Source organism: Pseudomonas syringae group sp. J254-4, assembly GCF_032586855.1.
Classification (GTDB): Bacteria; Pseudomonadota; Gammaproteobacteria; order Pseudomonadales; family Pseudomonadaceae; genus Aquipseudomonas; species Aquipseudomonas amygdali.
On sequence record NZ_JAWHOO010000005.1, the window covers coordinates 1 to 13,169 of the forward strand.

14 protein-coding genes and 1 pseudogene are annotated in these 13,169 nt (G+C 55.5%); 3 read left to right on the forward strand and 12 right to left on the reverse strand.

Annotated features, from left to right (window positions below; genetic code table 11):
* From RYB09_RS08110 to RYB09_RS08120, 3 genes and pseudogenes are all read right to left on the reverse strand, one after another.
* Positions 1-277, reverse strand: a pseudogene (locus RYB09_RS08110) (energy transducer TonB); the annotation flags it as partial.
* 1,195 nt (positions 278-1,472) lie between these two features.
* Positions 1,473-2,252 carry a hypothetical protein gene (locus tag RYB09_RS08115; protein WP_122258672.1) on the reverse strand — a complete coding sequence of 260 codons (780 nt, stop codon included), beginning with the start codon at positions 2,250-2,252 and terminating at the stop codon, positions 1,473-1,475.
* Positions 2,253-2,367: 115 nt separating this feature from the next.
* Complete coding sequence (locus RYB09_RS08120) at positions 2,368-3,522, reverse strand: cysteine desulfurase family protein (RefSeq protein WP_316887868.1); 1,155 nt, start codon at positions 3,520-3,522, stop codon at positions 2,368-2,370.
* Positions 3,523-3,945: 423 nt separating this feature from the next.
* Here RYB09_RS08120 and RYB09_RS08125 point away from each other — a divergent pair, with 423 nt between their 5' ends.
* Positions 3,946-4,416, forward strand: coding sequence for an Lrp/AsnC family transcriptional regulator (locus RYB09_RS08125; protein ID WP_002555835.1), 471 nt, complete (start codon positions 3,946-3,948; stop codon positions 4,414-4,416).
* Positions 4,417-4,499: 83 nt separating this feature from the next.
* Positions 4,500-4,754, forward strand: coding sequence for a hypothetical protein (locus tag RYB09_RS08130; RefSeq protein WP_057460536.1), 255 nt, complete (start codon positions 4,500-4,502; stop codon positions 4,752-4,754).
* On the opposite strand, the gene RYB09_RS08135 is transcribed toward RYB09_RS08130, so the two are convergent.
* From RYB09_RS08135 to RYB09_RS08145, 3 genes are all read right to left on the reverse strand, one after another.
* Entirely contained in the window at positions 4,751-5,239 is a 489-nt protein-coding gene (locus RYB09_RS08135) for a DUF4411 family protein (RefSeq protein ID WP_058401813.1), read from the reverse strand. The two genes, RYB09_RS08130 and RYB09_RS08135, sit on opposite strands and share 4 nt — an antisense overlap.
* Entirely contained in the window at positions 5,239-6,375 is a 1,137-nt protein-coding gene (locus RYB09_RS08140) for an ImmA/IrrE family metallo-endopeptidase (protein ID WP_316887871.1), read from the reverse strand. The genes RYB09_RS08135 and RYB09_RS08140 overlap by 1 nt, the downstream gene beginning before the upstream one ends.
* A gap of 231 nt (positions 6,376-6,606) precedes the next feature.
* Positions 6,607-7,281, reverse strand: a complete 675-nt coding sequence (locus RYB09_RS08145; protein ID WP_003435091.1) for an HAD family hydrolase — start codon at positions 7,279-7,281, stop codon at positions 6,607-6,609.
* A 459-nt stretch (positions 7,282-7,740) separates the two neighbouring features.
* Between RYB09_RS08145 and RYB09_RS08150 the strand changes: the two genes are divergently transcribed.
* Complete coding sequence (locus tag RYB09_RS08150) at positions 7,741-8,631, forward strand: hypothetical protein (protein WP_058401810.1); 891 nt, start codon at positions 7,741-7,743, stop codon at positions 8,629-8,631.
* A gap of 129 nt (positions 8,632-8,760) precedes the next feature.
* On the opposite strand, the gene RYB09_RS08155 is transcribed toward RYB09_RS08150, so the two are convergent.
* From RYB09_RS08155 to RYB09_RS08180, 6 genes are all read right to left on the reverse strand, one after another.
* Positions 8,761-9,060, reverse strand: coding sequence for a hypothetical protein (locus tag RYB09_RS08155; protein ID WP_002555839.1), 300 nt, complete (start codon positions 9,058-9,060; stop codon positions 8,761-8,763).
* Positions 9,061-9,207: 147 nt separating this feature from the next.
* Positions 9,208-9,573 (reverse strand): histone-like nucleoid-structuring protein, MvaT/MvaU family, encoded by a 366-nt coding sequence (locus RYB09_RS08160; protein ID WP_002555840.1) that lies wholly within the window; start codon positions 9,571-9,573, stop codon positions 9,208-9,210.
* Between the two features lie 442 nt (positions 9,574-10,015).
* Positions 10,016-11,563: a M10 family metallopeptidase C-terminal domain-containing protein gene (locus RYB09_RS08165; RefSeq protein WP_316887875.1), complete on the reverse strand. Its 1,548-nt coding sequence runs from the start codon at positions 11,561-11,563 to the stop codon at positions 10,016-10,018.
* Between the two features lie 177 nt (positions 11,564-11,740).
* Positions 11,741-12,511 (reverse strand): SDR family NAD(P)-dependent oxidoreductase, encoded by a 771-nt coding sequence (locus RYB09_RS08170; protein ID WP_122258667.1) that lies wholly within the window; start codon positions 12,509-12,511, stop codon positions 11,741-11,743.
* Positions 12,512-12,686: 175 nt separating this feature from the next.
* Complete coding sequence (locus tag RYB09_RS08175; protein WP_316888062.1) at positions 12,687-12,833, reverse strand: hypothetical protein; 147 nt, start codon at positions 12,831-12,833, stop codon at positions 12,687-12,689.
* Positions 12,811-13,107, reverse strand: coding sequence for a chorismate mutase (locus RYB09_RS08180; protein ID WP_058409802.1), 297 nt, complete (start codon positions 13,105-13,107; stop codon positions 12,811-12,813). Before RYB09_RS08180 ends, RYB09_RS08175 begins: the two co-directional genes overlap by 23 nt.
* Positions 13,108-13,169: the final 62 nt, after the last annotated feature.

Consider the following 13,169-nt stretch of genomic DNA (forward strand, 5'->3'; position numbering starts at 1 on the left):
GCGGCGGTTCCGGGGCGGGTGGTGTCGGGCTGGTCAGTTCAATGGTCATTTCCGGAACTTGCGGCGCAACTTCAGGCAGGTCTGGCTGGGCAGTTTGCATGTACCACCAGATCACCCCATGGATAAATACCGACGCAGCAATCAACACCATTACTTGTGGCTTGTTAAGGCCACCCGGTCGTGACGTATTGGCGCTGAAAGGAATGCCCTGCCACGCCGTCGAAGTGTCATCGGGCGAAGGAGAGGGAACCGCTTTCATTATTACCGCATCATTCATTAACGCTCCCTCGGGTAGTTAAAGGGCAATAAAAATCCGTTCGAATATTTTTGTGAATATTCGACTGAGGGCGGCTTGCACACTGTTTATATGCAGCGCACCGCGGTGCCTGCGCGCGGCAGGCTTAAACAGGGAAAAGCGGTGTACATCAGGGCGCTGGCATTGCTGATCCTTGCTTCTTATCGTCATGTACGGGGACGTACAGCGATGTTCCTGAATGCTTACATTGCAACCGCTGTGCCAGAAAGCCCACGCAGGGACCGTTGATTCAGAGCGGGTGTCGCATTCATGTAACTATTTATCGAATCCCGATTTCATGGACTTCGAAGGCATTCAAATGAAGGACTCCTTAAACAAAACAGCAGACAAAATCGTACCCTCTGCTGTGCCAGACGCGTTCAAAACTCGTGACCTACTAGTCACTTTCCTGGATGCACCAATACTGTGTAACGAGGATCAACTTGGTGCGTTAGTTACTCAACACTTCATAAAGGGCTGCTCCGTGTGCGTCCGTGTTTATATGATCAGTCACCGCTAAAGAAACAAAAGCCATCGCACAAATGATGGCCAAATGAAACCACTCCAAATAAAGTGTCGGACAATCTTTATATGTGGGTTGCCCGTTAATTAGAAAACAGGGGGTTTATCCTTATTGCGCGCACAGTTCTGCAAGGCCCTGATTAATCGTCAGAACATTCAAGGGCACACGCAAAATGACTTACGTCCAGACGTGCAGGGTCGTCGAAAAACAACAAGCAGATCTGGATAACGCGCAGGCACCGCCCAAGGCAGGCAATGCCTCAAGGGTAGGCAGCCAGCGTAACGGTGGTCTGACACAAGACTGATAGAGCACGGCTAGATTCCTTTCCTGGTGAGGAGAAAGACTTGTGGTCTGCCCTCCTGCACTGTTTGTGGACGCTCTGGCGTCCGTTAACTGCACTTTGGTGCGTGTAGGCACCCCTTGAATGCAGCGTGCACCAATGGTTTATGGCACGACCGTTCCACTTGAAAGAACTGTGCCAATTTGTGTCTTTTTGTATCTGAAGGGGTACATTTTCATGTAATCGACGCTAAAGGCCCCCGCCGGGTGATGTTCGGGGCCTTGACTTGAAGACATGGGAGAAGATGAAAGCCAGCGATGGCTGGCTCTGGGGAAGGGCATTACTTTTCAGAGCGTCAGGGACCGCTTCGATACTCAGAGCTGCTCCAGCGCTTGTATCCGGATCTTGAACCCGTTGGGTGCGAGGATTTTCTGCCAGCCGACGTATCTGAATTGGGCGTCGGGGTTGATCCAGTCACCGCTGTTCACGCCGCGGGTTCCTCTGATCGCGAATCTTTTTACTGACCCACATGGGCCATTGAATCTGGGGTCAGTCGTATAAATGACGTACGGCTCCACGTACTGCGTGGCCCGCAGATACTTTCCGCATTGCTGGTCAACGTTAATCAGTGTTGACTTCAGCTCAGCGTCACCGACCATGTCGTCATACATTTTCAGAAACGTGATATTGCCTACGTCCTTGAACCCCAACGATCTCGCCTGTTTGTATTCAGGTAAATTCTGGTGAGCGATCAAGTCGGCTTTCTTTTGCTTCTTGTCTTCAATGGCCTGAGCGGCCGCCAGAGTAGCTTCGGCCTGCTTGCGCAACTTACCCGCTTTAGAGTAAGTGGCATTGCATCGCGCAAGCTCCTCTGCGCTCACACCCATTTCGCTGGGGGTGTAGTTGTCAGCGCTGAGGGAGTAGGAAGTAATAGTGAGCGAGTTGATCACTTCTTTTGGGTCCAGCGGGCCTTGTTGAGCCTCCAGAGAATCCACTTGCTCTTGCGTTTTGTTGCAGTGCTCCATGTAGAGGGTGTAGGGAGAGTAGGCGTCATTTTTGTCGGAGTCGGTATACATCTTGGCAAAAACCAGGGGGCTGATGGCGGTCGTCACAAACGCCAGGAAAATACACCTGATTGGAAGAGCAAAGGTCATGACTTATTCCTTTAGGGTTAAAACCTGATCCGTGAGCATCACTTGGCAGCCGCCGGGTTGTGCCATTATAACGACATCGCTCTGTTGTTGCTTTTTCTGATCTCGAAAATACTGGTCACCAGAACGCAGCAGGTGCGCTGAGCGCCTTGCTGAACACCTCAATGGCACGCTCGACGTCTGCCTGCGTGGTGTAGCGGCCAAGGCTGACACGCACGCTGGCCAGGGCCTTGGCTGAATCCATACCCAGAGCGAGCAGCACATGCGAAGGTGCATTGCTGGCCGAGTTGCACGCGGACGTAGAAGACAACGCCAGGCTGTGGGATAGCTGCGAGCTGGTGAAGCCACTGCGGGTGATGCACAGGTTCAGGGTGTGCGGGATGCGTTGTTGCGGACAGCCGTTGAGCTGCACATCCGGCAGGCTCAACAAGCCTTCGCGCAGGTGGCGACTCAGCTCTTCGATACGGCGGTTTTCAGTTTCGGCCTGGCTGATCGCCAACGCAAAGGCTGTACCCATGCCGACGATCTGATGGGTTGCCAATGTGCCCGACCGAAAGCCGCCTTCATGTCCGCCGCCGTGGATCTGCGCTTTCAGCAACGAATGCGCGCGTGGGCCCACGTACAGCGCGCCAATACCCTTGGGGCCGTAGGCCTTGTGCGCCGAGAACGACATAAGGTCGACGGCCAGACTCGCCAGATCGACCTTCACCTTGCCGACGCCCTGCGCAGCGTCCACATGAAACAGCGCGCCGTGCTCGCGCACCAAGGCGCCAATGCTGGCGATATCGGTCAGCGTACCCAACTCGTTATTCACCAGCATCAGCGATACCAGCAGCGTGTCTTCGCGCAATGCAGCCTGAACCGCCTGGGGCTGGATCAGGCCCTGGGCGTCCGGTTTCAGCCAGGTGACGGGAAAGCCCTGACGCTCCAGCGTGCTGGCGGTATCGAGCACTGCTTTGTGTTCCAGCACGCTGGTGATGATATGCCGGCGTTGCGCGCTGCTGTCGTGAGCAATGCCCTTGATCGCCAGGTTGTTGGACTCCGTGGCACCGGAGGTCCAGACGATGGTGTCGGCAGACGCACCCACCGCATCGGCCACCTGACGCCGAGCCTGCTCTACAGCCTGCCGCGCAACCTGCCCGTAACCGTGCCCGCTGGATGCCGGATTACCGAAATGACCTTCGCGGCCCATACAGGCAACCATGGCTTCAATCACCTGTTCATCGACAGGCGTGGTAGCGGCGTAATCCAGGTAGAGCGCAGAGGTGGTCATGGGCAATTCACTTGGTAATCGAGTCAGAATCAAGGGCTGGCATTACCAGACCGACTGCTTGAAAGATTACTGATCCGCACGCGAAATTTTTTTGATATTTGCACGTATACCAGCAGCCAAAGCGAAAAATTATTCGCTTTGGTTTGGATTTTTACGATTAAAAATTCTAGGATGCTGCTTCAGGCGCAGAATCGCAGTCATACACCATCGTTCCTCACGCTCCGCGTGGGAATGCAGTTCTGGACGCTCCGCGTCCAATCCGGGATGCAAGGGGCTGCACCGTTGGGTGACGCAGAGCGTCACGAAATGCATGCCAACGCGGAGCATTGGCACGATAGTCATGCTGTGTGAGGCGCAGAATTGGAGTCAGACACCCATCGTTCCTCACGATAAGTGTAGAGCGACTAACGCAGGAAACCGCTAATGGACAAATTCGACCGGGCAATTCTCGACATTCTGCAAACCGACTGCACCCGCTCGGTGGCGGACATCGCCGAGCGTATTGGCCTGGGCAGCACAGCGTGCTGGCGACGCATTCAGAAGCTGGAAGAAGCCGGCATCATCGACCGCCGGGTAGCCCTGCTCAACCCGCAACGTCTGAACGTGTCGGTCAGCGTATTTGCAGCCATCCGCACCAACCAGCACAACGCCGCCTGGCTCGAACAGTTCCACGCCGCCGTCGGCGAACTGCCTGAAGTGGTCGAGTGCTACCGCATGGCAGGCGACACCGACTACATGCTGCGCATTGTCGTGGCTGACATCGCAGGATACGACGCGGTGTACAAACAACTGATCAGCATCCCCGGGATCAGCGACGTAAGCTCCAGCTTCGCCATGGAACAGATCAAGTTCACCACCGGCCTGCCGCTGCAATATGCGTCGTTTGGCGGGTAAAGCCCGCCACGCTCATCGATTGAATCGAACCCTCAGCCCAATGCCACGTCCACTTTCTTTGGCAAACGAAAAAGGTGGCTGACATGACAACCGATCACATACTCACAAACAGCGTGCCCAAAGAAGACCCCGCCAGCCCGGAACTCGGCCAATACGACCGCGAAGCGGACCCGGTCCTCGCCATGAACTCAAACAAGCCCGGCGTCGGTTCTGCCAGAGGCGATGAGGTCAAGAAACGCACGGAAGGCGACGAGGCTTACGAAGACGATGAGCCGGAAGTCTATTCGGATGACCCGGATATCGTGGCAGATGAAGGTGGTGGTGTTTCGCCGGGTTAAGGAAGTACAAACCTGGCGTTGAGGTGGTGTAACAGCTCAAACGTGTTCATGTAAGGGACGTTGAGCTGCTCACACAGGTTGGGGATGATGAACTTTCGCTTTGCGTCCAGATTACGCACCTCATGCGTAACTACGGTTGCTCCGGATGTCAGCGCCTTGGCAATCAGCCATGGATCGGCCCCCTTTAGAAACTCCTCCATTGCTCCCGTCTTCATGCCTTGCGCTTGTGCTACCAACGTAGCGACTTTCACGAATTCGGCCTGAGTCTTTTGATCCGAAATGCTTTGGAAAAAAGCCGAATTATTTTTTGCCCAGTCAGCCAGTTCATCATGGCCTTTGGTAAGTTCGTCTTTAACAGGACCGATACTGGCCAAGAAAAATGTCTGGTTTTGGAGCAGCAACCACTGCCAATAAGCCGGACAAATCGTCATGCCGTAATAGCGATTCTTGGCTTCAATCAGGGTGTTGGAGTCCATCAGAAACATCACCGGGCCAGTGTCTCCGCCAGCGTTCTTAACTTGGCTGGCTGTACACCGAGCAGACTACCAGCCTCACGCAACAGCATCCGCCCATTCAGGGTTTCGGTCAGTACAGCCTTACTCAGCCGCGTACTGTTTTTGGCCGTTGCATTGCGGTAGTAATCCCCGGCACCGCCTTTCTCGTCCCGGAATGCCTTTAGGACCTTCTGGTAATACACGCCGTACTGCTCTTGCGTAACGTAGCCCAGGTCCATCGCGCGTCGGCCAATAACAAGCTTGCTGACATGAAACCTCGTAGCGAGAGGGGCCAGATTACTTTCCCATTCAATACCAGCGTTCCATACAGCTCGAAAAAGCTCTTCGGGTACAAGAAACTCACCCGCCACGGCGTTGCAGAATCGCTCTTCCTCTCGACCATTTGCAGTACCCGCGTCAGAAACGCCGCTGCTGCCAATCCAGAGATGAGCGAGTTCGTGCATTAACGTAAATAGGCGAGCTGTCGGAGCATCCGAACTGTTGATAAACACCACTGGAGCCAGCGAATTACTGATGGCGAAGCCTCGAAACTCACTGACCTCCAGTTTGCGATGGGTATTGCCCAGCGCGATACCACTGCGCATGACAAGCACACCAGCCACTTCAGCAGCATCAATCAGCGCGCGGCTGTATTTATCGTAATCAAGGCGGGACTTTTCCGGATCGACACCGAGAGTTTGCCGAATATCACTCACAACCGTCTTCACCGGCGTCCGGCTGTCGAAGCGACCGACGAACGGAAGAGGCTGGTGCTCTTGTACGTGAAGGTATTCCAGATACCAGTCCTGTTTGCGAATTGCGTCTTTTACTGTGTCCACAAGCTCCAGACTTGGCCGCAAGGGTGCCGAGTTACCGACTGTGCGCAGGTCTGGTAGCGGCAGCTGTTCGACAGGAGGCTGAGGCAAGAACAAAAACCCAAAGGGAACATGCGCAACGCTCGCCCACTTCTGGGCTTGCAAAAAGGTTGGTCTCGCCTTTCCTGCTTCCCACTCCTTGATACGCTCAGGTTTCACAGGCAGCTTTCTGGCGACCTGGGCGGCAGACAGGCCTGCCCGCTCGCGGGACCACGTGAGGATGCTTGGGTTAACGAACGCGGCTTGGCTCATGGCAAATTTGGAATATCAGAGAGGAGTGTGTCGGGCCAGTGCAAGCGCGGGCTACTGTGCATTGCCTTTTCCTTGGCTATGACGAGCACCGCAGAATACAGCGCGTGCACGTACACTATGGGCTCGCAACGCTACGGTCAATGACGGCAGCGAGTGAGATGGGGATGATGAACCCGATTTTCGCGGGCATGTAGGTAAATAATTACCTCATTTGCCACGCCAGCCGATCATTCAAGGGCGAGAAGCAATCTCGTCCAGATGATTCAGCAGATCCAGCGGATCTTCATAGACCCTCAAGGCACCTGCGCGCTCAAGCTCGCCTATGTCATAGCCACCCGACAGCAGGCCGACGCCGGTTGCCTTGCAGCGACGTGCCGCCAGCATGTCCCAGATCGCATCGCCAATCACCAGACACTCGTCAATCGGAGCGTTTATCTTCTTTGCAGCCGCCAGAAACAGGTCGGGGTCAGGCTTGCCATAGCTCACGTCATCGCGCGTAACAATGTTGATCTTTTTGATGTCCAGTTTCAGCGCTTTCAGGTTGATCGTCGCCGTATCAATCCCGCCGCTGGTGGCGATGCACCACTTGAGGTTTTCCTTGTCGAGCGTCTCCAGCAACTCGACGGCGCCGGGCAATGCGATGATCTGTCCTTGCAGCCGCTCGTAAGCCTGAGCATGTTTCTCGCTGAGCCGTTCGGCTTGTTCTTCGCTGATGTTCAAGCCGGTTTCACGCGACAGTGATTTCAACATCAGTCCGCCGCTCATGCCGATCTTGCGGTGAATACGCCACATCGCAAGCGGGATTTCTTCTGCGTCCAGTGCTTCTTTCCAAGCGGCAACGTTTTGATAAACACTGTCGGTCAGCGTGCCGTCCAGGTCGAAGATGAAGGAGGTTTGGGGTCTCATAGGGTTACTCTTTTTGAATGCGGATTGACCATCTGGCGAGGTCCGGAGCGCTGTGGTCGACACCTGATCGGCGGTATCGGGATGTGGCGTTCATCAATGAAGCGAGGGCTGTACCGGGGCTTCGAACACGGAATTGCCAGATGGAGGGAAAGGGCGGGTTTTTGAGGTCACACCCTTTCGAGTGTGCGTGGGAGTGGCGGTTCGATCTTTCGCGCGGGGGGCAGCTTGGTAGCAGAAAATCCTTATGGCTTTTCAGCCGCGTTGAAGACTCTCCAGCCGCGTTAACGCTTTAAGTAATCTTTCACCAGCGCCTATCCGCGCCGCCTCAGCATGGATAACCGGGTTATAAACAATCATCGACAGAACGCCCACAGGCACGCTGCTTTTTACAATTCGTTTAATTACGTTACCCAACAGGCGGCTTAAACTCGTGCGTTTGCCATGCAAGGGAAGCAAACGATGAGCATCAACCAGCTGCGTAAAGATGTAGAAGAACACTTTCAGCGGTTTGAGCGGGCACCTTTCAAAGAGGCTTGGCGTCGGCGTGATGCCCGTATCTGTCTGATCTGGATGGCTGCGTTGATATTGGCATTTTCAGGTGCGCTGATATTTTTACCTGCGCCGACCCTGACTGACTACGTTCCCGCGTTGCTGCCAGTCCTGCTGACTTCCCTGATATGCACAGTACATCTGGGAGAGGTGTACGCGCGGATCAGAGCAGAGCGGATGGGCGCCGCTTCAATTACTACGCCCTCCGAAAGGTTAAAGCTGAAACAGGACTGGCTATGCACACGCTATAACTGCGGACCCGGCGAGCTTGTCGATAAAGCGAGGGCGCTTAGACATCTGTGGGAGGAGCGTCAGGAGCTCAAGCAACTGGCCAGTCACGACACAATGGGGCCACGTATTGCTGCGTTCTTCCGGCTACCTGACCCTGGCAGATTCATTGCAGCACTCTTCACTATCGCCGCGATCTTTACAACGATGGTGACCTTGGGCAGCAGCATCGACGCCATCTTCGAAGCCTTGCAAGACTGGCGAACGATAGGTGCCACTGTTTTGATTGTCACTTTCCTGTGTGGCGAAATCATACTGCTCTGGATCATGGTCACCAGCATGGTCCGCGAGGTGGGCCCTTCTATACTTGAGCAGATCGGGCTGCTGCCGATGAGTAGCCGTCGGGTGTATCGGTATTTGCTTGCCGTCCATGATGCGAGTGAGCCTGTTATGACCATTCGCAGAGATGTGCCTGGAGTGCTGAAGCTGATTTCGGTGTTTTTTATGCCGGTTGGCGAGGTGTGGGCGAAGGTGCGTGCTCGCTTTATGGCCGGTTCGGCAACCGGGGCCTGAATGAGATGTTGAGGTGACTATCGTGCCAATGCTCCGCGTTGGCATGCAGTTCGTGACGCTCTGCGTCACACATCTACAGTCTGGCAACGCAGCCCAAGGACCCTACAGAATCGCGTGTAATCAGCGTGATTACTGGTGAGTGTCCGCATTCTCAGCTGGATAAAACTCACCCTTGCTTCCCATCCTTTCCAGCCGCTCACGAACGAGCGCCTCGACGCTGGCCACTGCAGCCCGGTCGTCAGGGTTGACCAGTTGCAAGTGCAGGCGACTATTGTTCTGATCGTGGGTACCCTCGCTGAGCATGTCGTGTGTGACGACTTGTTCGCCACGCCACAGACATAGCTGAGTATGGGTATCACCAAGCCATATCTCTTTAACTGATCTGAGGTCAGTTTTAGCCAGTTGGTCCACGGTGATTGTCTTTTCCATTGCGCTGTACCTTTTCAGTGAGTCGATAGAGGTCTGACGTACTGGCGCAGCGGGTCGTTCCCGACATCGTCAGCTCGACCGCGCGAACGGTGATTAGCCGATGCTCCAGATCAACCCCGGTCAATCAACCGTTGCATGGCGCAAGGCTTATTTCTTCAGCCAACTCTCGACGACATCAGCACCGTGCTCTGCTTTCCACTCTTTCAAGGCTCTATGATTCCCACCTTTGGTTTCGATCACTTCACCGGTCTTCGGATTCTTGTACACCTTGAGTTCACGCGGCTTGCGCGTGCCCGCAGGTTTATCCGCGACCTGGCGACGCGACGAGTTCTGTGGGTCCAGCAGATTGACGATGTGCTTGAGGCTGAAGCCATAGTGCTCAAGCAGCTTGCGCAGCTTGGTTTCGAACTCGATCTCTTTCTTCAGGCCCTCGTTGCCTTTCATGGTCTCCAGTGCCTGAAGTTGCTCGGCGAGGTGTTTTTCCAGCTGACGGTATTCTGCGAGTTTGGACATGGTATTTTCCTCATAAACAGGTGTGCGTAGTTATTGAGAGAGACAGTGCCCGTTACAAGTTCAGCCTATTTTCCGCAGGTCGGTTGGCCTTTAACAAGTCGGAGTAACGTCATAAGCCGGATTGCCCGGGCTTCCGGTTATTTTCAAAAATGCGGTTTTTCGCGCACAGAATTAACAGCGGTTTTTGCCCATCTGTTCTGCAAGCCAGTGGAAAGTTTTGATTGGCCTATTTCCTGACGCAATAAAACGGCGACTCCATCTATTGACTGCGCGCCAGCGAAAAGCAAGAGCGGAAGGCGAGCGCTTTGACAGCGAACCAGGCCTGGTCGCGTTGAAAATGCAGGAGCAGTGAGCATCAATACCGCTCACTGTTCCTGCCTTGTAGGCGTCCAGGCAACTAAAGGTGGGAAGGGGAGCCCACACGCTAGCTGTTCAGGTGATATCAGCTCGCGAGGTCGACGGCGGTTTGACCCACGAGCGCCACGTCTGCCGTATCGGCAACCACCAGGTCGGCGTTGGTGAGCTCTCGCGTGTAGTCGAACCCTGCTAGCGTGACCTGGAACGCATGCCCATCGGCGCCTGGCTCGCTACTGCGCAGGTAGGTACGGTCGGTGTTTTCATCGTAGGTCATGCTCAAGGTGCCGTCGCGGCCGTTGCCAAAACCGGTTACGCCGAGCGCAGAGACGTCGAGCTTGTCCTGGCCCCAGATGAAATCAGTGATCAGATCGCTGCTGCCCGCATGGCTGTCGGCGCTGCTAGTGAATACGAAACGGTCGTTGCCTGTGCCGCCGGTGAGCTTGTCCGCGCCCAACCCACCGGTCAGCACATCATCACCGGCGTTACCCTCGAGGGTGTCGTTTCCGGCGCCACCGACGAGGGTATCGTTGCCCCAGTAACCATAAAGGATGTCGGACTTGTCACCACCTACCAGACTCACCGAGGTGATCGGCTGCGGAGTGGTCACAACCGTCGCATCACTGGGCGGGGCGAACAGCACAGTGCTGGCGTTGAGTTCATTGACATGGTTGCCACTGAGCAGAATTTCAAAGCGGTTACCGTTGACATCAGCCTCTAGTGATTTAAGCGCGGTGGCATCGCCGGCCAGGTTGAGGACCACCTTCAGCGTACCGTTGTAGCCGTTACCCAGCCCGGTGAAGCCCAAGGCGGACACGTCGATCATGTCATGGCCGTTGCCACTGAAGTCGGTGATCAGGTCGCGGCTGCTATAGCTGCCACTGGCATCGTTGCGGTAGCTGTCGCTGAGCCGGGTATACACGAAGCTGTCGGCACCCGCGCCGCCGCTCAGAGTGTCGCCGCCGGAGCCACCGAACAGCCGATCATTGCCCGCACCCGCTTGGACGTTGTCGCGGCCAGCGCCGGCTTTCAGGGATTCGCTGGCGTCTGTGCCTTCGAGCAGATCGTTGTGCGAAGTGCCGTTGATCAGCGGCTGGAAGTTGGCATCGGTAATAAGGCCGCTATTGGCCAGGAACTGCGCGGCAAAATGTTTGCCATTACCGTCTCGCTCGTAGCTTTCCAAAAAGTAAATGCCGCGCAGAGGCTCGCTACGGATGTGCAAGGTATCGCCATAGCCATCACCTAAATGGCTATAGCCAAGGGCCGACACGTCGAGGGTATCGTGGGCGGGGTCAAAATGGCTGATGGAATCGGTGTGCTCGCCTCCGCTATTGATATAGCTGTCGCCGATGCGGTCGAAGCGGAATACATCATTACCGGCGCCGCCGTCCATACCGTCGTATCCGGCACTGGAGACCATCACATCGTTGCCACCCCCGCTGACTAGCTGGTCGTTGCCGCTCCCACCCATCAGCAGTTCATTAGCCAGCCCACCACGTATGTAGTCGTTGCCAGGAGTGCCCTGCACGATGAGTTCGACCGGGTTATTGCTGACCTGGCTACTGGCGCTTTTGACCTGCAAATTCCCAAGCGCCGCAGGGTTGGTGGCGTCCTTGATGTCGAATACCTGGGTCATGCCGTGCTCCTTACTTGCAGTTGGTCCACTGGGAGTGGGGTATGACGCCAGTAATGCCGTCTCGTTGATAGCAGTGGGCCTTATCCGACGAAGGGGTTATAAGCGGCGGGGACTTTCCGACCAAAACAGCCCGTTAGTGAGGACGGATAGCGACCTCATTCTCACAAGTGAAACAAGTCACCAGACAATCGGCTTATCGTCCCAGGCCCAAAAGGTCCCGCTGTCGGCCGGTCCATGTGCGCCTATCACTTCAATAATGCGATCCGCCGAGAACGCCGGTTCGAACAGCTGGCCTTCGGGTACGTTCGCCTGGAATGGCTGAGACAGCTCCGTGTCCGTCGTGCCTGGGTGTATTGCCAGGACAGTAGAGGCCGGGTTAAGGCGTTTCAATTCGATACTGGCCGTGTGCAGCAACTGGTTCAGCGCTGCTTTGCTGGCTCTGTAGCTGTACCAGCCACCCAGTCGGTTATCGCCAATGGAGCCAACCCTCGCGGAGAGCGCCGCGAAGGTAGAAGGTTGTTTGCGCAGTAGTGGGAGTAGGTGTTTGAGCAGCAGGATCGGTGCAAAGGTGTTGGTCGCGAAACTGGCTTGCAGGCTCGCAAGTGTCAGTTGTGCCAGGCCCTTTTCTGCTTTTGCGCCGTCCTGATGAAGAATGCCGAGCGTACTGATGACGAGGTGCAGATGCTCACATCCATCAAGCGTCTCGCTCACGAGTGCCTCAAGGGATTGCTCATCACGCGCGTCGCAGTCGACTCGTTTGATGCGTTGGCCATATTGCTCTGCAAGCGTTGCCAGCTCTGTGGAAGTGCTGGCTTGTCGCGCGACCGCCCATACCTGAGCCACATCATCGCGAGCAAGCAACGCCGCGCACAGTGCCAAGCCAATACCTCGGCTGGCCCCGCATATCAGCACGTTAGCCTCGCTGTTCAGTTCGGGTATCAAACTCATAAGGCACCTTGAGGAGCATGGTTGAAGTGTTTTTGACTTCGGGGCAAGACATTGCGTTCAGGCGGACAGTTGCTTACCAATACGGAGCTCAACGAAAGGGGGCTTATGCAATCTTGCGGATAAGTTGAGTGCTCGTTTAAACAGCTTTCGCCATGCAGCCGAGTTCGAAGCGTTTCTATTCGGCCTGCGGTGAATGGCCGAAGCGTTCTGCGGCAGTTGCCAGACTGCCGCCGCAGATGAGTTCGACGAAGGCGGGGGCTTTTAAATCAATCCATGAGTTGGGTATCAGACCCGACAGATCAAGCGTTCGCCAGCGCAGCATGGGTCTTCAATTCTTCATTGATGAAAGCAGCAATCATCGCACGATAGACCTGCTCCACTACCTCGGGCGAAGCGCCGGTCTCGCTTGCCATCGCTCGCACCTTTGCAATGACCTGTTCCACCCGGTTGGGCGCGCGGACGTCATCGGTTGTCTTCTTGAAAGCGGCAGCCTGGTTGACCAGTTTGCCCCGCTTGGCCAGCAGGGCGACAACGTCGCGGTCGATATTGTCGATGTGCGTGCGGACTTCTTCGATTGTGCTGTACATGACTTCCATGTGGGGATCTCCGAGAGGACAGGGTTGGGTTGGATTGGATTGTGTTGCGAATGGGACGTTAA